Annotated in this window: 20 protein-coding genes and 3 pseudogenes; 9 read left to right on the forward strand and 14 right to left on the reverse strand. The window is 60.3% G+C overall.

Annotated elements, in window-relative coordinates:
* Positions 1 to 462: 462 nt before the first annotated feature.
* The 5 genes from CO656_RS23600 to CO656_RS23620 form a co-directional block, all read right to left on the reverse strand.
* Positions 463 to 654 carry a CsbD family protein gene (locus tag CO656_RS23600; protein WP_097527328.1) on the reverse strand — a complete coding sequence of 64 codons (192 nt, stop codon included), beginning with the start codon at positions 652 to 654 and terminating at the stop codon, positions 463 to 465.
* Between the two features lie 52 nt (positions 655 to 706).
* Positions 707 to 1,138 carry a CHRD domain-containing protein gene (locus tag CO656_RS23605; RefSeq protein ID WP_037421656.1) on the reverse strand — a complete coding sequence of 144 codons (432 nt, stop codon included), beginning with the start codon at positions 1,136 to 1,138 and terminating at the stop codon, positions 707 to 709.
* A 555-nt stretch (positions 1,139 to 1,693) separates the two neighbouring features.
* A complete protein-coding gene (locus CO656_RS23610; RefSeq protein WP_097527329.1) occupies positions 1,694 to 2,935 on the reverse strand; it encodes an MFS transporter in 1,242 nt (413 codons plus the stop codon).
* A gap of 106 nt (positions 2,936 to 3,041) precedes the next feature.
* A complete protein-coding gene (locus CO656_RS30555; RefSeq protein WP_202862273.1) occupies positions 3,042 to 3,446 on the reverse strand; it encodes a hypothetical protein in 405 nt (134 codons plus the stop codon).
* A 256-nt stretch (positions 3,447 to 3,702) separates the two neighbouring features.
* Positions 3,703 to 4,275, reverse strand: a complete 573-nt coding sequence (locus CO656_RS23620; protein WP_144353230.1) for a hypothetical protein — start codon at positions 4,273 to 4,275, stop codon at positions 3,703 to 3,705.
* A 399-nt stretch (positions 4,276 to 4,674) separates the two neighbouring features.
* Here CO656_RS23620 and CO656_RS23625 point away from each other — a divergent pair, with 399 nt between their 5' ends.
* A complete protein-coding gene (locus CO656_RS23625; RefSeq protein WP_097527330.1) occupies positions 4,675 to 7,131 on the forward strand; it encodes an EAL domain-containing protein in 2,457 nt (818 codons plus the stop codon).
* 107 nt (positions 7,132 to 7,238) lie between these two features.
* A pseudogene (locus tag CO656_RS23630) lies at positions 7,239 to 7,645 on the forward strand (WYL domain-containing protein); the annotation flags it as partial.
* 1 nt (position 7,646) lies between these two features.
* On the opposite strand, the gene CO656_RS23635 reads toward CO656_RS23630, so the two are convergent.
* Positions 7,647 to 7,898 carry an Atu4866 domain-containing protein gene (locus CO656_RS23635; protein ID WP_097527331.1) on the reverse strand — a complete coding sequence of 84 codons (252 nt, stop codon included), beginning with the start codon at positions 7,896 to 7,898 and terminating at the stop codon, positions 7,647 to 7,649.
* A 73-nt stretch (positions 7,899 to 7,971) separates the two neighbouring features.
* Positions 7,972 to 8,700: an SDR family oxidoreductase gene (locus tag CO656_RS23640; RefSeq protein WP_097527332.1), complete on the reverse strand. Its 729-nt coding sequence runs from the start codon at positions 8,698 to 8,700 to the stop codon at positions 7,972 to 7,974.
* 117 nt (positions 8,701 to 8,817) lie between these two features.
* On the opposite strand from CO656_RS23640, the gene CO656_RS23645 reads away from it, so the two are divergent.
* On the forward strand, positions 8,818 to 9,723 hold the full coding sequence (locus CO656_RS23645) for a LysR family transcriptional regulator (RefSeq protein WP_097527333.1): 906 nt from the start codon (positions 8,818 to 8,820) through the stop codon (positions 9,721 to 9,723).
* A gap of 424 nt (positions 9,724 to 10,147) precedes the next feature.
* Here the strand turns inward: CO656_RS23645 and CO656_RS23650 are convergent.
* Positions 10,148 to 10,386, reverse strand: a pseudogene (locus CO656_RS23650) (LysR family transcriptional regulator); the annotation flags it as partial.
* Between the two features lie 184 nt (positions 10,387 to 10,570).
* Here CO656_RS23650 and CO656_RS30960 point away from each other — a divergent pair.
* Positions 10,571 to 10,816 (forward strand): hypothetical protein, encoded by a 246-nt coding sequence (locus CO656_RS30960; protein WP_037426829.1) that lies wholly within the window; start codon positions 10,571 to 10,573, stop codon positions 10,814 to 10,816.
* On the opposite strand, the gene CO656_RS23660 is transcribed toward CO656_RS30960, so the two are convergent.
* The 3 genes from CO656_RS23660 to CO656_RS23670 form a co-directional block, all read right to left on the reverse strand.
* Positions 10,734 to 11,039: a hypothetical protein gene (locus CO656_RS23660; RefSeq protein ID WP_234819568.1), complete on the reverse strand. Its 306-nt coding sequence runs from the start codon at positions 11,037 to 11,039 to the stop codon at positions 10,734 to 10,736. The genes CO656_RS30960 and CO656_RS23660 overlap by 83 nt on opposite strands.
* A 161-nt stretch (positions 11,040 to 11,200) precedes the next feature.
* Positions 11,201 to 12,025, reverse strand: a complete 825-nt coding sequence (locus CO656_RS23665) for an arylamine N-acetyltransferase (protein WP_097527334.1) — start codon at positions 12,023 to 12,025, stop codon at positions 11,201 to 11,203.
* 71 nt (positions 12,026 to 12,096) lie between these two features.
* On the reverse strand, positions 12,097 to 12,558 hold the full coding sequence (locus CO656_RS23670) for a cupin domain-containing protein (RefSeq protein WP_097527389.1): 462 nt from the start codon (positions 12,556 to 12,558) through the stop codon (positions 12,097 to 12,099).
* A 98-nt stretch (positions 12,559 to 12,656) separates the two neighbouring features.
* Between CO656_RS23670 and CO656_RS23675 the strand changes: the two genes are divergently transcribed.
* Positions 12,657 to 13,550 (forward strand): LysR family transcriptional regulator, encoded by an 894-nt coding sequence (locus CO656_RS23675; protein ID WP_037421639.1) that lies wholly within the window; start codon positions 12,657 to 12,659, stop codon positions 13,548 to 13,550.
* A gap of 625 nt (positions 13,551 to 14,175) precedes the next feature.
* Here CO656_RS23675 and CO656_RS23680 read toward each other — a convergent pair.
* Positions 14,176 to 14,685 carry a nucleoside kinase gene (locus CO656_RS23680; protein ID WP_097527390.1) on the reverse strand — a complete coding sequence of 170 codons (510 nt, stop codon included), beginning with the start codon at positions 14,683 to 14,685 and terminating at the stop codon, positions 14,176 to 14,178.
* 202 nt (positions 14,686 to 14,887) lie between these two features.
* Positions 14,888 to 15,667: a class I SAM-dependent methyltransferase gene (locus tag CO656_RS23685; protein WP_097527335.1), complete on the reverse strand. Its 780-nt coding sequence runs from the start codon at positions 15,665 to 15,667 to the stop codon at positions 14,888 to 14,890.
* Positions 15,668 to 15,752: 85 nt separating this feature from the next.
* On the opposite strand from CO656_RS23685, the gene CO656_RS23690 reads away from it, so the two are divergent.
* Positions 15,753 to 16,208, forward strand: coding sequence for an Rrf2 family transcriptional regulator (locus CO656_RS23690; protein WP_097527336.1), 456 nt, complete (start codon positions 15,753 to 15,755; stop codon positions 16,206 to 16,208).
* A gap of 96 nt (positions 16,209 to 16,304) precedes the next feature.
* Here CO656_RS23690 and CO656_RS23695 read toward each other — a convergent pair whose 3' ends face one another.
* Positions 16,305 to 16,931 carry an SDR family NAD(P)-dependent oxidoreductase gene (locus CO656_RS23695; RefSeq protein ID WP_234819569.1) on the reverse strand — a complete coding sequence of 209 codons (627 nt, stop codon included), beginning with the start codon at positions 16,929 to 16,931 and terminating at the stop codon, positions 16,305 to 16,307.
* A 96-nt stretch (positions 16,932 to 17,027) separates the two neighbouring features.
* Between CO656_RS23695 and CO656_RS23700 the strand changes: the two are divergent.
* From CO656_RS23700 to CO656_RS23715, 3 genes and pseudogenes are all read left to right on the forward strand, one after another.
* Positions 17,028 to 17,908, forward strand: a pseudogene (locus CO656_RS23700) (LysR family transcriptional regulator).
* A 470-nt stretch (positions 17,909 to 18,378) separates the two neighbouring features.
* A complete protein-coding gene (locus tag CO656_RS23705) occupies positions 18,379 to 18,876 on the forward strand; it encodes a hypothetical protein (protein ID WP_234819570.1) in 498 nt (165 codons plus the stop codon).
* 654 nt (positions 18,877 to 19,530) lie between these two features.
* Positions 19,531 to 20,352 (forward strand): alpha/beta hydrolase, encoded by an 822-nt coding sequence (locus CO656_RS23715; RefSeq protein WP_097527391.1) that lies wholly within the window; start codon positions 19,531 to 19,533, stop codon positions 20,350 to 20,352.
* The last annotated feature ends 161 nt before the right edge of the window (positions 20,353 to 20,513 follow it).

The raw sequence follows: 20,513 nt of genomic DNA on the forward strand, positions 1-20,513 counted from the left end.
GCTGGCCGAGGACGACACAGAAACGTTCATCGCTGAGCGGCGCGACGAATTTGGACGGAGGTTCACGCTAAATCGTTGTGCTGGAAGTCGATCCGGAGCAGAAATGGGGCCCAAAGATGCATAGTAGTTGCTCTCAACATGCCGTCGGAAGGAACCCTTTAGAACCCGACGACAGCGGTTCCACCACCGCCTGTACTTCAAGCGGCAAATCGCGAGCTGAGAACGTCCGAGTGCTATAGCTGATTCTCTCAGTTTGTGGTTTTACGGTCTGCGCTCGCGGCCGTATTGTTGGCGCCGTCGCTGTTGAGCGCGTTTATTCGAAACACCGGCGTTCCGAGCGTCAGTTGCAGGGTTTCCGCCTCTTCCGGTGACGCAAAGCCGCCGCTGATGCGAGGACGACGATATTAGAAACCTGTTCCGTCAGGCACCGGAACAGGTTCGCATCAACAGCGCTTGAATGCTTTAGGTCTTGTCGACAGCGTTTTTAACTGCGTCCTTTAGCTTTCCCTTGGCTTGCTGGGCACCGCCCTTTGCCTCTTGCGCCGCCCCCTTGGCGCGGAGCGAGCCGTTGCCGGTTGCTTTGCCCGCGGCCTTCTTGGCCTTACCAGCGAGCTCATTGGCCTTGCCGGCCACTTTGTCCTTTGCACTGCCCATGCGGGGTCTCCCGATTTGGAGGACGCGACTTGCGCCCCCACAGGCGCTCGAACTATTGTGCTTTTTCCACTTGCCCGCGGATCTCTCCATCCGGGAATTTTTCGGTATGGATGTTGAGATACCACTTTCCGGCCTGCAGATCCGCTACGTGCGCGTCCGTGATTTCGGCAGATCCGGAGGCAATGGCTTTGGAGATGTCGACCACCGGGCCGGCATTCTCGCCCACACCGGCCGGACCATGAAAATGCGCGGCCGTGGGTTGCCCGGTCAGGCCGCTGGAGGTCACAGTCCAGGTGAGCTTTTTGGTGGCTGTGTCCAGGGTAATGTCGCCCGTACCCTTGGCGGCGCTGTCGTTAGACGGCACCTCACTCGATCCTTGCAGATTAGCCGTGAATTTCAATGTCTCAGCAAAAACGGGGCTCCCGGCCATGATGGCGATTACCGCGAGGGCGCTGAGGAGATAATTCTTGCGGATAGATATCATTGTGCATCCTCCCAAAAGGTGTATTGCAGGCTGCCTCTCAACTCGCGAGAACGGATTGGGTTCCGATCACGGCACCCTCTCTCCAGACATCATCAAGGGACGGTCACGGAGCGTGGGGAACGGCGCACGAGCGAAAACCCCACAAAGATGGGTGCGGTCGCGGCCGAGGCAAGATCGAGCGGAAATGGGACGGACGATGAGTACAGGGAGGAAATTACGTGTAAGCGTGGCTTTCGGGCCTATGTCGGGGTGCTCTCGATATCGAGACGATCGGTCTACCGACTTGTGGCTTGGCTTTCAGATGTACAATAGTTCAGTTGAGATTTCGCCGAAGTCAGCCTTTTCAGTAAAGCGGCCATTTGGGGCCTTAGGGTCGGACTTCCGCTCACGACCCTTCCGAGACGATCGATGCGATGCCCCTTCGGGAGCCGACTGTGCATCCGTCGCCTTGAAGGGATTCGAACCAACGGCATGTCAAGCGGATCACCTAAGTGATTGAAAATCTCCGTCATGAGACGCAAGGGCGATTTGGACCCCTTTCGACGTTGCTAACGTTTACGACGCTGTCGCTAACCGCCTTCGCTGCCGCAACTTCGGCCAAAGGATCAGCCCGCTCACTAGTGCGAGGTTCACGACATTCCACAGGAAGCCATGCAGGAAGGCCAAGCGGTAGGATCCGGTCGCGTCGAAGATGTAGCCAGCGGCAAGACCTCCGCAGGCCATGCCGAGCACCGTCGCCATCAGCACCAGGCTGATGCGGATTCCTGCCTCGCGTGGCGGGAGGAACTGGCGAATGATCACCGCATACATCGGCACGATGCCACCCTGGAACAGCCCGAACAGCCCGGAGATCACATACAGCGAGGATTGGCTGTCGAAGAACATATAGAGAAGCAGCGCCACGGCTTGCATGGAGGAGCCGAGGATGAGCATAGGGCCAGCCCCGATCCGGTCCGCGACCACGCCGGAGACGAGACGGCTGACGACACCGAGGCCAAGCATTAGCGAAACGATCTGCGTGCCGACGGCGACACCATAACCGAGATCGCCGCAATAGGCGACGAGATGGACCTGCGGCATCGACATCGCCATGCAGCAGGCAAAACCCGCGACGACAAGAATGCTCTGCAGTACGTTCGGTTTTAGGCCGAGTTCGTTGCGCGCCGCTTCGGTCGCAGCCTCCGCCTCCGCTAAGGCGGCGGTCTCCAGGCGCCGCCTCAGCAAAAGGCCGATCGGCACCATCACTAGGGGGACGAACAGCCCGATGCCGATATGGGTGGCGCGCCAGCCCTGCGTCGTCTGGAAATGCTCGATGACAAGTGGCCACACCGCACCGGAAAGATAGCTGCCCGAGGCGGCAAAGGTGACGGCGAGCGCTCGCCGCTTGCGGAACCAGTGGGAAAGGTCGGAGATCAACGGCGAGAAGCCGGCGGCGGAGCCGAGGCCGATCACGGCGGAAATCGCGGTGAACTGCAAGATGTTGCTGGCGAAGGCCGCAGCCACATAGCCGACACCCAGCAGAGCCGCGCCGATCAGCACAGGCGCCACGATGCCTGCCCGGTCGGCCAGCCGCCCCATTGCCACGCCGCCCAAGGCGAAGCCCAGCATCGTGGAGGTATAGGGCAAGGATGCGCCGCCGCGCAGTGTGTCGAATTCGAGTTGGAGGGTCGGCAGCACCACCACGACAGACCAGTTGCCGACGCAGGCAACAGTACCGAGAACAAGCGTGAGCACCAGCCGCAGCCAAGCATAGCCTGAATCAACGCCGCCGGTTTGAAGGTCATTGGGCGCGCTCATCTACTCTTCCAAATCTGCTGTCCCGCGCCTGCCTTCAACCCAGTTTGCACAGGCATGCAAGCGAATTGCGGTCAAGCTAGCCGAGGTTGCCGTCGGCGACCACATACTATCGAGTCTGAAGTTGCATCTTTTTTTCAGCTGACATCAGCGTTTCCGGTTCGCTCGGGACATGTCGTTGCCTCTCGGAGATCGCTTTGAGCTTTTGGACGTCGTCATCGTCTGCCGCGCGCGACGGAGTCGGCCTCACATTTCCGAAGTATTTTCTGTCTAATCCGCCGTAGCTCAGGCCATCCGCTAGCTTCGTGAGGCGCATTTGAAACATCTTCGCACCGACGACGAGCTCGATCGGATTGTTGCCGTGATTGAATAGCTTGATCGAAAAGCACCCCCGGAATCCGGGCTGGACCATTGTGCTCACCGAGATACCGAGACGGGTGTAGCTGCTCCTGGTCAGGACATCCGCATAGCAATCGCTGGGCAACGCGATGTATTCCAACGTCGTCGTCAGCACGACTTGGTCCGGATACAGAATGAAGCGTTCACCGAGTTCTCGCCGTGTGGGTTGAAAATAGGTGGATATCGGTCTGAAGCGCTCATCGTCGCGGGCCGCACAATATAGGGCCGCCGGGTGACAATCGAGACGAGAAAATCGTATCCGAGCCTCAGATCGACAGTCATCTCTCCGATCTGCTTGTCATCAAGCAAGGGTTCTATCCCGAGGCGAAGGCCGTCTGTGCGAGAGAGGCGCTCAAGTATCTCACTCTTGATCACTGAGGCACCTCGTTCCAAAGGCTGCGGATCGAAGCTTTTCGGATCGACTTCTCAGTGAGGTCATTCACAATCCCATGGAAGAACAAGTCACGTGAAGACGAGGCCTGCAAGCTTTGATGGGACTTTGGGGCGACAGCGCTCTGCGAAGTCGACTCGCCGTTGGCGCTCCTACCACGTTCTCGACGCTTGACCCGCGGTTTGCCATGCGACTTTGTGCTTGCCGCGCTTCTGGGAACCAATGAATTCGCTTCGGCACCTGAATGGTCGACCTGATGACGCGCAGTTGTTTGAGCCGCTTCAGCAACAATCGCCTGTTTTGGCGCCTGCGCGACATCGTCATCGCCTTTCGCCTTATCCTCCGATGCCATCGACGCGTGATCAATCGAGACCTCCTCATCAGGAGCAGGTGGGCTGGCAGCGACCCTCAAACTCAGCCGCAGTGCGGGCGTATGCTCCGCTTCGCTCTCCAAAGCCTTGGAATCGGCGCTATTCCCGATCGAACTCTGTTGCGCGTTCGCCGACGGTCGCCGCGACGTCAGTTGGGCCAGGAATTTCCGCGGTGTTTTCATAATCCCACCTTGAGCAAGCCGAGCAGCTATTGTTTCCGGCCGGTCATCTTTGTGACCGGGATAGGTTCGAAGCCTGTTTTCGCCCGAGCGAAAGACGGGTTAACAAAGCCGCCTATCGGCAGAGGCGCCCTTCAACACCTTATCACGACGAGCGCGGAATCCATGGCAAACCTCATGTGATTTGCAAAGTTTGCACCTTCGTTCAGGACCGAGCCCTCACTTTCTTGTTAACTGCTGCCACTCTAGGGTGTTGAAAAGGTGCCAGTGCGCGCCATTTCGCCTCTGAAATACGGATCATATCCCGGCTCGCTGCTGCGGAGCCGATATCGGCAACGCGCTTTCTGCCACCGTCATGTGAGGCGCTATCGGAAACCGCAACTGAGATCATCGGAGTAGCATTTGACTTTCGGCGCCGATCTCGAGGTCCTCCTCAACGCAATCCCGCTACCCATTATTGTCAAGGACGAGCAGTTTCGCTTCCGCTTCCTCAACGAGGCGGCTTGCGCGCTGGTTGGTCGAAGATCGGGCGACCTGATCGGCTGCACGGATTACGACATTCGGCCGGCGGCGGAAGCGGATCGGATCCGCGCGATCGATAAGCGCGTGCTTTGTACCGGAGGATCGGTCGAGGAAGATATCGCCCAAGCGGGAGGAGAGCTGAGGTCTCTTCTGATCCGGACACGCCGAGCCGAGCTGACGCGAACGGACTCGAGCGAAAAGATCATAGTCGCGGCGATCCTGGATGTCACCGAACAGCGAAGAGTGGAGGCAGAGCTTCAGGCTAGCCAGGAGCATTATCGCTCGCTTGTGGAACTGCATCCGCAGGTGCCTTGGACGGCAGATCCATCGGGACAGGTTCTGGAGATGGGTCCGCGATGGGAAAATACCGGCTTTGCCGCAAAGGAAGCTCTCGCAGGGGGATGGGCAAAGGCGATGCACCCCGACGACCTGAACGACGTTCAGCGAGAGTGGTCGAAATCGCTCAAGACCGGAGAGCCGCTCGATATCGAGTTCCGCCTGGCGGCCGCGGAGGGCGGCTACAGTTGGTTCCGCGGTCGTGCCGCCGCCCGCAGGACCGAAGACGGAAGCATCCGTCGATGGTACGGCACAGTCGAGAACATCGATGATCGTCGCAAAATGTTCGAAGCCCTGAAGGAGAGCGAGGCCCGTTTCAGGGCAATCGCCGACGACGCGCCGGTGATGATCTGGGCGACTGGCGAAGACGGCGAAGACGACTACCACAGCCGGCTCTGGCTCGAGACGACCGGCCAGACCGCCGAACAGGCGGCCGGAGAAGGCTGGTTGAATGCCGTCCATCCCGATGACCGGAACGCTGTCGATCGAGCCTTTTACGAGGCCTTTCACCGCCGCAAGCCCGTCCAGATGGAATATCGTCTGAAACGCGCCGGCGGAGGCTCGGCCTGGATCATCGACATAGGACAACCGCGCTTTGCAACGGACGGCAAGTTTCTCGGCTTCGTCGGCATTGCGCTCGACATCACCGAACGCCGTAACGCGGAACAGGAGCGATTGCTGGCACAGAAGCAAATTCATCACATGGCGCGCCACGATGCGCTGACCGGCTTGCCGAACCGTCAGTTCCTGCGCGAGGAGTTCGAGCGCCTGTCGGACAAGATCGCCCCGGGGACGAGAATCGCAGTTCTCTGCCTTGACCTCGATGGCTTTAAGGCGGTCAACGACGCCTATGGTCGCGCTACCGGCGACCTGCTGTTGCGCCGTGTGGCTGAACGGCTACAAAACTGTCTTAGGCAATCCGACATCCTCTGTCGCTTGGGTGGCGGCGAATTTGTCGTCTTGCGCGTTGGGATCAATAGCGATGTTGAGGCCCGTTTGCTGGCCCAGCAGCTGATCGATGTCATCGAAGTACCGTATGAACTCGCCGGCACGCATGTCGATCTTGGGGTTATTGTCGGACTTGCGGCTGCTCCGAAGAGTGGCCAGCCGGTCGACGAACTGATCAAGGCTGCAGACGTGGCGCTCGACCGGGCCAAGTCCGACGGGCGTGGCACATATGTCCAGTATGAGCCTGGAATCGATGCGCATCTGCAGGCGGTGCAGCAAATGCGAGTTTCACTGCGACAGGCGCTCGAAAACGGCGATCTGGAAGTCCACTACCAGCCGCTCGTCAACCTTCATACAGGCGAGATTACGACATTTGAGGCGCTGGCGCGCTGGCCACATCCGCAAAGAGACCAGGTGTCGCCGGCCGAGTTCATTCCTGTTGCCGAGGAAACCGGCCTGATTGGTCCGCTTGGCGAGTGGATCCTTCGTCAGGCTTGTACCGAAGCGGTCAAGTGGCCCTCCCATATCGGTGTGGCTGTCAACCTTTCACCGCTGCAATTCAGAAACCGGCGCCTCGCCGCGAGCGTGTGCAGCATTTTGGATGAGACGGGCCTGGATGCCTCGCGCCTGCAGCTGGAGATCACCGAGACGGTGTTGCTCGACGACTGCGACGGCAATCTTCAGACACTGAAGGCGATCCGACGACTCGGCGTAAAGATTGCAATTGACGATTTCGGGACCGGCTTCTCCTCGCTTGGTTATCTCAGAACCTTTCCGTTCGATAAAATCAAGGTCGACCGCAGTTTCATCACCGATCTCCCGGAAGGTCGGGAGTCCCTGGCAATTGTTCGAGCGGTTGCCGCGATCGGCCGCTCACTCGGCATCGTAACGACGGTAGAAGGCGTGGAGCGCAAGAACCAGTTCGACCTGATCAAGGCAGAAGGCTTTGATGAGGCGCAGGGTTACCTGATCGCACGCCCCCTGCCCGGTCCGCAGGCACTGGAGCTCGCTCATTCCGCCCGCGCCGGGATGTTCACGACCGAGCAGGGATGACCCAAGGAACGCTTCTGTCGTTAGGCACCGTCTCGAGCGCAACCGATGCCGGTTAGTATCGCGGGGTTGTGGCCATGCGCACAGCAGGGCCGGGATGGCCAAGATCCACATCGGTTATGCCGCAGGACCTTCTTCCCTATATTGCCCAACCCGCCGTCGGCATCAAAACGGATGCCGTTAGCGGTGATGTGACACTCGACACGCGACCGCTCAGGCTGGCGATCCGGGAAGGCCGCAAGCTTGAGATCGAATCGCGCGGCGAATGGGGCGGTCACCAGCCGCATCGTGTGGCCTGTGCTTCTCGGCTATGCCGATACGCACAGCCTCTTGATCGCGTGGTGCCAATCGAAACAAGCCTTCCGTCATTTCCGCACCGAACGTATCCTCAAAGTCGAGATCTTTCGATGAGCCCATAGGCATGTCCAGGAGCAAGCTGAGGCAGCAATGGCAGCAATGGCAGCAACGGCGCGATGCCGAAATGCAGAAATATTTACCCTGCCAGGGCACCCGCTGATCTACGGCTCGCGATAGAGGACCATCCCTGCGTGATGCAGCACGCCATCGATGAAGCTACCATCGGCAGTGAAGCCGGTGTCGTCCCGATATTCGATGTGCTCGCCGGTTACCTCATACCGGCCTTGATAGACGCTCTTACGGTTTCCCCGCGCCTCGTCGTAACGGCCGTTCGGCAACAGTTCGTGACGGATAAAGCCGTCGGCGGTCACCCACATGCCAATAAAGAGGTGCATCTGATTGTTGCGGGTCATGTCGTCCTCTGCAGAAGCGTGAGAAAGCACCGCCTCGAGTGAGGCGGTGACGCCAAGGTGAACGCGAGGCGCATCAGTGAGCCGCCCGCGTTGGACGCACGACGATCTCGCTGACGTCGACATCTTCCGGCTGTTCAATCGCGAAACGCACTGCCCGCCCAATCGCATCCGGCTGCAGCGCTATGGCGCGGTAGCTCTTCATCGCCTCGGCTGCGGCGGGGTCAGTGATCGAATCGGCAAGCTCGCTCTCAACCACGCCGGGATGGATGCAGGTCACGCGGATGTCGTTCCGCTCCTGACGCAGTCCGTCCGAGATTGCCCGCACCGCATATTTCGTCGCGCAGTAGACGGCTGCCGTCGGTGACACGGTGAGCGCTCCCACCGAGGCGATGTTGATGATGTGGCCCGAGCCGCGTGCCGTCATTTCTGGCATCACAGCGGCGATACCGTAGAGCACGCCTTTGATGTTGACGTCGACCATCCGGTCCCATTCCTCGACCTTCAACGAGGCCATCAGGGACAACGGCATCACTCCCGCATTGTTGACGATCACATCAATGCGCCCGAACCTATTTTGCGCCGCTTCGGCAAAACCGACGACGTCCAAGCGGTCGGTGATATCGAGCCTGCGGGTCAGCACCTCGCCGCCACCCGATCTGATTTCTCCCGCCAGTGCTTCGAGACGATCCGTGCGACGCGCGCCGAGGACGAGCTTTGTGCCTGAGCTAGCCAGTTCGCGAGCGATCCCCGCGCCAATACCGCTGGAAGCACCTGTGATGAGGACGACCTTATCTAACGACATGTGGATCTCCTTTCCGATGACGTCGAACTGCGTTGAGCAGTTGTCACAGAGATAAGCCGATGCGATTGTCGCGATAAGCCCGACCTAGCTTTCCATACTGGCAAGGATTTTTAACCAATGCATTCTGACCTTAACGCGCTAGCCACGTTTGCCCTCGTCGCGGAAGAGAGGAGTTTTCGTGCTGCGGCGGACCGCCTGGGCGTCACCCGCTCGGCCGTCAGCCAGACGATCCGCCGCATGGAAGAAACTTTGGCCGTCGCGCTCGTCCGACGAACGACCCGCAGCGTCAGCCTGACCGAGGACGGCGAACGGCTCTACTCTGAGGTGGCGCCGGCGATTGCCGAGCTCGACGCAGCACTTTCAGCGATTGGTGATGTTCGTGGACGTCCACGCGGCCAGTTGCGGCTCGCGGTTTCCTCGATCGCCGAGAGCTTCCTGTCCGGAGCCATGCTCGCCGCCTTCGCGGATGTCTACCCGGACGTCGAACTCGACATCACCGTCACTGACGAAGAGTTCGACATCGTCGCCGAAGGTTACGATGCCGGCGTTCGGCTCGGCGAGGTGATCGCGCAGGACATGATCGCTGTGCCGGTCTCAGGCGAGCAGCGGCAGCTCGCAGTCTGCACGCCCGGCTATATCGATCGCTTCGGGCGGCCGTCGCATCCACGTGAACTCACGAGCCATCGTTGCATCGGCTGGCGACCCGCGCCGAAAGTGGCGCCCTACCGCTGGGAGTTCGCCGAGAACGGGACGGAATTCAGCGTCGCAGTGAAGCCTGAGATTACCACCAACGACATGGCGCTGATGACCAGCCTCGCCTGCGCTGGTGCAGGCATCACCTTCGGCATGCAGGAATACTTTCGCGCATGGATCGAGCAAGGCAACCTGGTCCCGGTGTTGGAGGATTACAGCCCCAGCTTTGCCGGGTTCTATCTCTATTATCCCAGCCGGCGCAACATGGCCGCGAAGCTGCGCGCATTCGTCGATCACGTGAAGCGATTTGATAGTGGGTCATCGATTTGATGCAATCTCTGCCCCGCTTGCATCGCCCGGCGACAAACTCAGCACTGGAAAGGGATCTTAGCCGGGCCCATGATTCGGGCCAAAGTGAGCTGACGTTGATTTCCGCCCGATGATGGTTTGGCGCTATGCTGCAGGCTAGGAGACGACATTCAGCCCGCGGAATTGGAAAACGATGCAGTGGCGGCTCTTGGGCGCGGACCAGGCCTTCAGCAGAGATTGTCCGAACTTCAGCTGTCCACCCACCCACGACGCTGGTGAAGGTGAACTCTCGACCCATTGCAGACGCTCGACAATCGCACCAGCTGGCCGGAGCGGACATTCCTGGCAACCAGACGAACCACTATCAGGCGATTTGCTGCCATTCTGCGGCAAATCCCTCGTAGAAGTACCCCGGTGTCTCCGATAGGGAGTCAGCCTAGCGAACTCAGCTCGCTAGAACCAGCCCTCCGTAACGACTGATTTCGTTTTCGATTTCGGCGACAAGGGTATCAAGCGCCGGGTTTCTCGTCTTTCGTGCGGGGCGCGCGACATAGGCCAACGCAGGAGGCGCGGGCAGGCGGTTGGTGACGATCTGCATCTCGGGCCGCAGATGGCGCTCGCTCAGAAGTGCTACACCCATGGCCGAATGACCGCTGCAACGATTCCAGCAGCGCTTGCACATTCGCCGCGACAGCCGACAGCACGGCGGTTTCGCGCTGTGATCCGCCATTCCATCGCGGCGGACAAGCCGCGATCCCCTCGCTGGCCGGCGCCTGAACCCGCTGTACGCGCGTTCGGGGTCGGTGCACTGATATCCGGAACCTCCTCGCCCGTCGTCGGTTCCTCCTTCCCCAGAAGGAGAAACAACATGGCCAAAGACGAACTGAGCGCCGGCTTCACCGGGACGCCGACCGAACCGCCCACCGGCGTCCGAAAGGTAGCGAAGACAGCCACCGACGCAGTGAGCCGCGAAGCAAACGCTGTGGTGGTCGGCGCCGCGGATCACCCATACACAGCAACCGGCCTGGCGCTCACGGTCGGCGCCCTCGCCTTCGCAATCGGGTTTGTTGTGGGTCGATCGTCAGTCGACAGCGGGCGGAGGTACTGGCGTTAGATTGGGAGCCGGAGCCGCCATTGATGTCGTCGCTGCCTTCGCCGCCATCGAGGAAGTCGTTGCCGCTGTCGCCGTTCAGCGTGTCTTCACCGGTATCGCCGAAGAGGACGTCGCCCTGAAATGATCCGCTGAGCGTGTCGTTTCCGCCCATGCCGAAGATGTTGTCGGCGCCGAAATCGCCATTCAGCGTATCGGCACCATCGCTACCCGGTATCATTGCCATTCGTGCCTCCTGAGTATGTGTTGGCATAGAGGCTTCGTTCGCCGGCACGCGGAGGCGCGGCGTCGAAGCGGATTAGATTCTTTAAATTGCTGCCGCGGATGACAGATGGCGGCAGCTTTCTTTGAGATCCGTCTCTCCAGCGGGTCTCGATAATGGCCTTGTCACCTTGGTTGAGGGATGAACTTGGCCCCTCTCACTATGGTTATGAGACACACCGTTCGAGGTCGAACCGCCCGCCGGACCGTCAGCGGAAGGCATAGTCGGCCGGGACCATTTGCGTTTCGATGACGAGCTTCACCTCGTCCCCCAGTTCCGACATAGCCGTCCGCGGTGTGACGCAGGACTGCCAATGCGTTTGTGAACGGCGACCCTGGATCCCGCGTCAACCAGGCATAGGTGGCGGCCATGGCGGGCTCGTCGCTGTGATCGGCCCGGAAATCGAAGCTGTGTGCGATGCCATGCGCATGATTGTTGAAGCGCAGCCAGCCGTCCTCCGTCGGCATGATCGAAAAATCGAAACCGCGCTGGCTGAACGGTCCGACAGCAAGCGGCACGGGTTCGATGATGGCGTCGGCCACGCCGACCTCGGCGAGATAGGAGCGGTCGAGATCAACACGGAGAGTCAGATGATTGCCGATGGCAATGTCGCCCAGTTTTTCACGATCAACGCCGCCGCAAAGGCGGGTCACCCGGAAACCGAGCGCATCGAGAGCGGCGCCGAAGAGACCGTTCATCTCGTAGCACCAGCCGCCGCGCCTGCCCTCCACCATCTTGACGAAGGCGGATGCCGGGGCGATCGAGGAAGGCCACCCCATGAAGGCATCCAGCGCTTCCCAGGTGAATGTCATGAGGTGAGCACGGTGCAGTCTCGACAGGCTGTGAAGGTCGAGAGCAACCGGCCGGTCGATTCCGATCCTTGCGAGATAGGTATCCAACTGGCGGGCTGTCAGGGTCATTCCGTTTTCGTTTGAAGGTGCGTATGTCATCCTTCGGCCTCCTTTCGATCGACCGTTGTTGAGGTTCTCGACGCTGTGTTTCAGGTCGGCGCGTCGCCAGATCAGGCGACCTTGCGATCTTCGTCGGGCAGGAAGGTGAGGCCGAATTCCATTGCGACGGAGGCGATCTGCTCGGGCGTTTCGGGCTTGCAGAGCTCGATGATTGGAAAGAAGGCTTCGAACCCGCCCGGCGTCACGACGACCATGAGGTGGCCTTCCGTCTCTCCAATGTTCTGGAATCGATGCGGCACACCACGTGGCAGCGCGATGCAGCCACCCTCCGCCAGTTCGACATAGTCGCCGGCACACCAGAAGCCGAAGCAGCCGGACAGGACGCGGAAGAACTCGTCCTCGCGCTCATGCACGTGAAGCGGCGGACCTCCTCCGGGCGGCACGAAGGTCTCAAGCATGCCGAACGAGCCGCCTGTATTGGCCGCCATCATGCGTATGACGTGTTTGCCGAACGCCATTGCCGGCGTTCCATGGTCGGGCGGTGATACCGCCGCATGGGTGAATGTCTTCATGTCGGTCTCCATCTGCTTGAGGGCACCCATCGATTACCTTCTGCCGCTCCTGATGATAAGATCGATGAATTGTCATCATTGAACGGATAATCGCTCTCATGAAAACGCTCGATCCGCTTGACGGGATTGCCGCCTTTCTAACGGTTTCCACACATCTCAGCTTCTCGAAGGCGGCAGACGAACTCGGCATGTCGCGCGCGACGGTGGGAGCCCAGGTGAGGCAGCTCGAGGATCGCCTCGGCATCCGCCTCTTCCAGAGATCGACGCGCAAGGTCGTCCTGACCGAGGCGGGCGCCGCCTACCGGGAGGCGCTTTCGGGAATCCTGCCGCAGATAAGGGAGGCGGAACGGGCGGCAATGTCGTTCCAGAAGGAAGCCGTCGGGCGATTGCGGGTGTCCGCGCCTCCCGATCTCGGGCATCTGGTGATCGTGCCGGCAGTTTCCGAGTTCCTCAAGCTCAACCCGGCCGTGTCCATCGAGCTGGACCTGTCGCATCGGGCCGTGAACCTGGTCGAGGATGGTTTCGACCTTGCAATTCGCGGCCGCCTGTCGGTCGATATCAATCTCATCACCCGGCAACTGGCGACATCGCAAATCGTAATATGCGCTTCGCCCGCCTATATTGACGAACATGGTGCGCCGGAAATGCCGCACGACCTCGCCCACCACTCCTGTCTACACTTTGCGGAATTAAGATGGGGACGGATCTGGCCGTTCAGCAGGAACGGTGAGGAGTTCCGCGTTCCGATCGTGCCCCGGCTGGAACTCAATCACAGTCTTGGTTTGCGCGATGCCGCCTTGCTCGGGATCGGCATCGTCCTCCTGCCCGACTTCATCGTCGGAGAGGACATCCGGCAGGGCCGGCTCGTACGTCTTCTCCCCGATTGGGATATCAGCACGATACAGTTGCAGGTGGTCTATCCGGCCAATCGCCATATCGCGGTGAAGGTCCGGCGCTTCGTCTCATTCTTGGCGGGAAAGCTCCGGCAGTAGCAGAATGTCGTGCTTCAGCGCCAGTGTGCGCTGCACGGGCGCCGGATTCCAGTCCCTGCCCGAGGCAATCGACAGGACCATGCCAGCAGTTCGTATGATGGTACAGATGCTCGGTTCGACCGCCACACGACACAGCCCAGCACAACAATATAGAGTAGCAAGTCGCGTACGCCGGATGTGTGCCATAGATAGCATTAGATGTCGCTAATGCTATTTGGTCTCGCTGGTCCAACTCTCTTGGCGGGGCGCATGTGTTGTGCGCCAATGTGTGCGGACAAGCCGCGCTTCTCACGGAGCCATGGCCCGGTGGAAGGTCAGGACCGGGCGTCCGGATCCGAATCGCATCTGAGTTGTCACGAAGTGGTCACTCAGCGCCATCCAGATGAATTTCGACTATCCACCCGACCGCTACGTGGCCCTGAACCGGAACGATCGACCCGAAGCGGACTGTCAATTCGTTGCGCGGGGACGGCAGGTTTGCGCGCCCAAGACGGTCGTTGGGGTTGTCTTTCTCAAAGCTGCCGGTCGGCTACGATAGTGACAACGCCCAGTGGCCGGTTCAAGCGGCTTCGGTTTTCCCGCAATAATCGGGGTGTCCCTTTCCGATCACAATTGCTGCAAGGGTTCAAGTGAGGTTAGCGAGGATATCGTCGACAACACGTGCGACGGTATTCGCCGTGTCGATGGTGATGCCGGCAGGAAGATGTTCCCGAGTATGATGGTAGTGGAGTACCAGTGCCCGCTCAGCCGGTTCGAAGCCAGGCTCATTCGGCCGTCCATCTAATCTTCGGTTCAACGTCTCAGCGTCGATGTCGAGCACGAATACCTTGTCGAATAGGTGCAGGAATTTTTGGAAATTGCGCGAGCCGCCACAGAAGAATGTGGCAGGATGGGTGGTGTCGGCAGCAATGGTCCGGACCTTGTCGGCGGGCCAGATCCAGTGCGCGTATCCCCAAGCGATGCGGTCTGCGCCTTTGGGAGGGCCTGCGAGTGCCTGGCCTGTCTCGGGGTCACCGACATAAGCTAAGACCCGATCACCATGGATGACATGGTAGCCCCGCCGCTCCAGTTCTGTAGCGACAGACGTTTTTCCAGTGCCGGAACTGCCTTCGATCAGATAGTTCTTGATGCCCATAGGCATTGTTTATCATGGCTTCCAATCGGGTGAGAAGACACCCTACCTCAGAGTGCTCAGGTCACAAGCTGAGCGATCAGGTCAGCTGTCCGTCCGCTACGTTAGTGCAGCCACGCCCGGAACGCGCCCTCAAATACGTTATTCAGGACGACTTGCCACGATCTTGAAAGCAGTCATCCGTTCAGCCGCCGCCGCACGATGTTCAGCGGCGCGCGACACCGATCAGTGCGGTAGATGGTATCGGCAGAACCGCTCGATCGGCAGCAATTCTGCGGACCTCGGCGACGACTGCCGCTTTCTCCTGATCGGAAAGGCTAGTCCAATCCGGAGACATGCCAAACAATGTGTCGGGCTCATTGAGTGTCGCGACCTCAAGTTCATATTCATACATGACTTGATCGATCTGCGGATCCCGATAGCCTGCATCGATCAGTTCCCGCGCGAAATCCTTTGGATCGTTTAGCGCCTGAACGGCTTCCGGCATCGCCATGCTCTGAAGGTCAGGAAACAGCGTCTGGCGGATCTGACCTAGCAGCAGAAACGTCGCCGCGCCACGACTCTGCCAGGTTGCGACCACACCATATCCACCCGGACGAGTCACTCGCGCCATCTCGGCAAGGCCCTTGCGCCAGTCGGGGAACATAATCACGCCGAATATCGAGAAGACTGCGTCGAAACCCGCGTCAGGAAGGTCGAGGTTCTGCCCATCCATGAGGCGCGCCTCCACATTGGGCAGTCGGGCAGCCGCGATGCGGGTGACCATGCCGGGCGAAAAGTCGGTCGCGAGCACCTGAGCGCCCGTGCGCGCCGCAGCCAGTGCCAATGCGCCGGTGCCGGCCGCGACATCCAGGACTCGAGTCTCCGAGGTCAGCGGCACGCGTGCCAACGCCGCTTCGGCATAGCGCGCGGTGAAGGGGTGCGCGGTCTTCTCGTAGTGCAGAGCGGCAGTATCCCAATGATCGGGGTTCTCAAATTCACGCATGTCACGCCTCTACGAATCATGTAACATTTAATGTAACGTGAATTGCCGATGCTGCCAATCCACTCCACCGTGCAAGGATGAAACCGTGCGCAACGACAGCCGCCTTTCCCGCATGCTCCATGTGTTGCTCCACATGGCACGCCACGATGGACCTATGACGTCCGAGGTGGCCGCGCGCATGCTTGGGACCAACCCGGTGGTCGTACGCCGTACGATGGCCGGCCTGCGTAAAGCGGGTTATGTGCGATCGGAGAAAGGGCATGGCGGCGGTTGGTCGATCGCCATGGACCTGACGAAAGTGTCGCTGCTCGATGTTCATCGGGCAGTGGGAGGTCCGCGCATCTTCGCCATCGGTAGCGAGCATCCCAACCCCGACTGCGCCGTCGAGAAGATCGTCAACGAGGCGGTCGAAGGCGCCATGCGTGAGGCTGAGGCATTGTTGATCAGCCGTCTCGGGGAGGTCAGCCTGGCGGAACTCGCCCAACGCTTCGACATGCGTTGTACTGGGGCGATTGAGGCGCGGGCGCCGAAGCAAACCTAAGCATACTAGCAGGCGGGATACACTTTTAGGCGTGTCCGCAATGCGCCTTCATTTCGGAAGTTCGAATGCTGGGTATCGCCGCCTGATAGCGGTCATTCATTCCGCAGGTGAGCTTGTATAGGTCCTTCGCCTAACCCACCTCCTGCTCAATCGCTTCACCGATCCGCGATAGCCTATCCCGCGGCAGTGAAAGGCCGGGCGCGGCCAGGCTCTCGCGCAGCTGTACGGTGCTCGAGGTGCCCGGTATCGACAAGTCGTCGCGGCATACAATCCGTAACCGGGCTGGTAGAAGCCCACCACGATTGAGGACACGCTGATGATCCGCCCGCCATCGCGCAGCCGCTTGGCGCCTTCGCGCATGCCGCGGAAAGTGCCGGCGAGATTGATGCTGCAGTGGTCTTCGATGTCCGCGTCCGTTGCGTCGGCTACAGGTGAGAGCCGCATCATGCCTGCATTGTTGACCAGTAGATCGACCGGACCGAACGCGGCTTCAGCCGCATCGAACAGCGCGGGCATGCCGGCCGGATCGCCGAGGTCAGCCTGCACCGCAACCGCCTTGCCGCCCGCCTGCTCGATGTCGTGCACGACCTGACGGGCAGCAGCCTCATCGCGCGCATAGTTCACCGCAACAGCACAACCCTCATGGGCAAACCGTCGTGCGATTGCCGCGCCGATGCCCTTGCCGGCGCCGGTCACGATTGCGGTTTTGTCTTTCAGCCTCATTTCTTGACCTCCGTTGCTAGGCAAGGAAGTAGCGAAACTTGGAGGCGGGATAATCCCCCTTTCGCGGGCAATAAAATTCGGCTACCCCGAACAAACATGGATCGCCTCGATGGAATGCGTCTTTTCGTGCGGGTCATCGACCGTCGCAGCTTCACGGCCGCGGCGGCCGATCTTGGCATTCCGCGTTCGACGGCCACCGAAGCGATCAGGCGGCTCGAGCGCCATCTCGGCAGCCGGCTGCTGGAACGCACCACCCGGCATGTGGCGCCCACGCCGGATGGCGAAGCCTATTACCGGCGGTGCCTGTCGATCCTCGCGGATATCGACGAAGCGGAGGGCGCCTTGCGGGGCGGTGAACCCTCGGGGTGCTCCGCATCGATGCGCACGGCGCACTGACGCGGGCTTTCCTACTGCCGCGTCTGCCGGACTTCCTGGAAGCGTACCCACAGATCAGCCAGGGCGACAGGCTGGTCGATCTGGTGCGCGAGGGGGTGGATTGCGTCATCCGGGCGGGCGAACCGGATGACAGCGGTCTGATCATGCGCAGGCTCCCCGATATTCCGGAGCGGACCTGCGCCAGCCCGCAATATCTCGAGCATCACGGGATACCCGCTTCGGTCGATGATCTCGACCGACACCAGATGATCGGCTTCGTGTCGTCACGCACGGGCCGTGTGATGCCGATGGAGTTTCAGACCGCCGAGGGAATCAGGGAGGTGACACTTCCCTGCCGCGAGACCGCCAACGAGGCGGAGACAGCGCATCATCTCGCACGGATGGGCTACGGGCTGATTCAGGCGCCCCGCTATCGCTTCCGGGAGGATCTGGCGCGAGGCGACCTTGTAGAGCTCCTGCCGGCCCAGCCGCCGCCGCCACTGCCGCTCGCTGCCTATTATCCGCAGAACCGTCAGCTATCGCCACGTGTGCGGGTTTTCCTCGATTGGGTGGCGGCGGTTTTCGATGCGACAGATTTGTAGTTTGATGTTCTTGCCTGCGCCCGAGACTCGGGCGTCCACCCCCGCTGCCAGTCGTGATGCTTTGCCCCAACCGAACGACGCCGTAGAGTAGGGACTTTCGCGACAGTCGCAACGTCTTGACGCAACCTGCTCGTTATAGGACGAACAACGGTCTTACACTCTTCTGCGACCGCGGTGAATGCGGCGAAACGACCCGAAGCGGTCGGTCGCCGATCACACATGGAATGTCCGTTGCTGGGGCGCGAAGCAGACTTCGTTGCCGGAGCTTGGATGCGGTTCGTGCCGGGCCCAGCCGCACTTCAAGGCGTCCTTGTTGAGGAACTCGATGCCAGACACATCGCCAATGACAGCGAAGAGGCGGATGAGCTTGCAGGGAACTCGTCCTCCCCTCCGGCAAGCTTCCGGCCCGCGCGCTGGTCGGTGCGACCCACACGATCAGCCTGCAATCGCTGAGCGCGCAAGGGGTGGTGTTGCTCGGTCGCTTCAGCGGTGTGGAGAATGGTAGCCTGACCTTCGGCGACGAGCTCGACGGCAATATGCGATTTGCCGACGAGATTTCCGCGAATGCCAAGCGGCTGATTGACGAATACATCGAGCGTGCCGGGCTCGATGCGCCCCCAGCCGAGGACGATCCGGCCGAGACGGTTCAGCCGCGTCTGCCCGATCCGCCGATCCGGTCCATCGATTGCAATGCTAGCGGCGTCAGATCGGTGGTGTGGTGCACGGGCTTCACCGCGATTTCTCCTGGGTCCGGTTCCCCGGCGCTCTCGACGCAGCCGGCCAGCCCGTACACGAGGATGGAGTCGCCACCATTCCAGGGCTGTTTTTTGCCGGCCTCGATTTCGGATCGACGCGAAAATCAGGCACCATTCCCGCTGTTGCAGAGGAGGCAGCTCGCCTGGTCGAGCGACTCGTCAGCCATAGCGCAGCCGACTTGCGGCAGAGGAACGCCGAACGGTTATGCATGAGAATGCGGGATAATTGTGCTGAGAATAAATTCAGACTAAGACCCGCTGGTCCACCGTTCCGCCCTACTACGACAATGGGGAACGGGAATGATCGACCCAAAGCGGACAGCGGTTGAAAGCTGCACAGCACCGTTCAGCCCCGGTTCAGGCCGAATATGAAACGGTTGCTCTGGCAAACTGCTGGTGAGATATGCTCAATCAATGCTGAAGTGTCTTTTCCTTGCTGGTGCCGTCGCCCTGATCGCCTCGCCCACGCTTGCCGATCCCTATAAGGACGAGAGCGGCAATGGCTCCTTTCGCGCGTGGGACCACGGTGATGATTACAGGCGCTATTCCTTCGGCATACCCCGTGGGCATTTACCACCGCCGGGAAGCTGCCGCGTGTGGTTCTATGATCGCCCGGCTGGCCACCAGCCCCCGCCGACAAGCTGCCGTCGGGCGCAGCGATTGGCTGATCGCTATGGCGGTCGGGTAATCTGGGGCGGCGAGCGGTAGTCCGCTTTCACCCTTCGGCGACGGATCTGAACCCGAATAATCGACCCTAAGCGGTCGCCGATGAGGGCAAACGGAATGTACCGGTTGCCCCCGGAAGCGGGCGCTATAATCGCCACAGTCACGGGATTCAATATGAATTCAACATTGAAGGTGAACTGTGTGGTTGAAACGATTTCCCAAGATCATTTTTCAGGGTTGCAGCGAACCGTCGTGTTGCCGAACGGTCTCCGGCTCGCGTACATCGAGATGGGCGACCCTAGCGGTGTGCCCATCATCCTGCTCCACGGGTTTACGGACAGCTCCCGAAGCTGGAGCCTCACCGCGCCTTATCTCGCGTCGGGCTTTCGCATTGTAGCGCCAGATCTGCGGGGCCACGGGAATTCGGACCAACCTGAGGGCTGCTACACGATTCCCGAGTTGGCGAATGATGTTCGGTGTCTAATAGAGATTTTGGACGTTTCGCCGACGCACGTGGTCGGCCATTCGCTCGGTGGTCGGCTTGCACAAGCGATCGCTGAACGGTGGCCCCACCTCGTCCGGAAAATCGTTCTTATGTCGACCTCGGCCGCACTACGCGAGCGTCGAGGGTGGTTGTGGGACAACATCCAAATGCTCGGCGATCCGATCGATCCAGAAAGCGCATTCATCCGGGAATGGTGTTCTGGCGTAGGTCCGGTCGACGAGAATTTCCTTGCCCATGCGCGACGCGAAAGCGCCGCCCTGCCGTCACGAATCTGGCGTTCTATTTATTACGAGCAGCTTGCCTATGATCCGTCGCCGCTTTTGCAGGATATTTCCGCGGCGACGCTCATCCTGCGGGGCGAGGAGGACATCATCGCAACTGAGGAGCATCAGGCCCAAATGAAAGATGCGATCGTCGGCGCGCAGCTCATTTCTCTTCCCGGCCGCGGCCATAACTTCCATTGGGAAGACCCTGAAAAAGTGGCCGGCTTGATTTGGACATTTCTGGAAAGTCCGTGACCGGTTTGACGCTTTTTTGGCGTTCAGATCGATGGCGACAACGCGAAGCAGTCGGTCGCCGATCACACATGGAATGTCCGTTGCTGGGGCGCGAAGCAGACTTCGTTACCGGAGCTTGGATGCGCTTCGTGCCGGGCGCAGCCGCCACTTCAAGGCATCCT

This window comes from Sinorhizobium sp. FG01 (assembly GCF_002531875.1).
In the GTDB taxonomy this organism is placed as follows: Bacteria; Pseudomonadota; Alphaproteobacteria; order Rhizobiales; family Rhizobiaceae; genus Sinorhizobium; species Sinorhizobium fredii_C.

Coding starts and splice junctions, on each gene's coding strand:
- CO656_RS23660 (WP_234819568.1), bottom strand. CDS start 11,039: ATGGCAATGATACCGGGTAGCGATGGTGCCGATACGCTGAATGGCGAT.
- CO656_RS23675 (WP_037421639.1), top strand. CDS start 12,657: ATGAAAACGCTCGATCCGCTTGACGGGATTGCCGCCTTTCTAACGGTT.
- CO656_RS23620 (WP_144353230.1), bottom strand. CDS start 4,275: ATGAAAACACCGCGGAAATTCCTGGCCCAACTGACGTCGCGGCGACCG.
- CO656_RS23640 (WP_097527332.1), bottom strand. CDS start 8,700: ATGTCGTTAGATAAGGTCGTCCTCATCACAGGTGCTTCCAGCGGTATT.
- CO656_RS23610 (WP_097527329.1), bottom strand. CDS start 2,935: ATGAGCGCGCCCAATGACCTTCAAACCGGCGGCGTTGATTCAGGCTAT.
- CO656_RS23695 (WP_234819569.1), bottom strand. CDS start 16,931: ATGAGGCTGAAAGACAAAACCGCAATCGTGACCGGCGCCGGCAAGGGC.
- CO656_RS23685 (WP_097527335.1), bottom strand. CDS start 15,667: ATGCGTGAATTTGAGAACCCCGATCATTGGGATACTGCCGCTCTGCAC.
- CO656_RS23680 (WP_097527390.1), bottom strand. CDS start 14,685: ATGGGCATCAAGAACTATCTGATCGAAGGCAGTTCCGGCACTGGAAAA.
- CO656_RS23670 (WP_097527389.1), bottom strand. CDS start 12,558: ATGAAGACATTCACCCATGCGGCGGTATCACCGCCCGACCATGGAACG.
- CO656_RS23665 (WP_097527334.1), bottom strand. CDS start 12,025: ATGACATACGCACCTTCAAACGAAAACGGAATGACCCTGACAGCCCGC.
- CO656_RS30960 (WP_037426829.1), top strand. CDS start 10,571: ATGGCCAAAGACGAACTGAGCGCCGGCTTCACCGGGACGCCGACCGAA.
- CO656_RS23605 (WP_037421656.1), bottom strand. CDS start 1,138: ATGATATCTATCCGCAAGAATTATCTCCTCAGCGCCCTCGCGGTAATC.
- CO656_RS23635 (WP_097527331.1), bottom strand. CDS start 7,898: ATGACCCGCAACAATCAGATGCACCTCTTTATTGGCATGTGGGTGACC.
- CO656_RS23645 (WP_097527333.1), top strand. CDS start 8,818: ATGCATTCTGACCTTAACGCGCTAGCCACGTTTGCCCTCGTCGCGGAA.
- CO656_RS23600 (WP_097527328.1), bottom strand. CDS start 654: ATGGGCAGTGCAAAGGACAAAGTGGCCGGCAAGGCCAATGAGCTCGCT.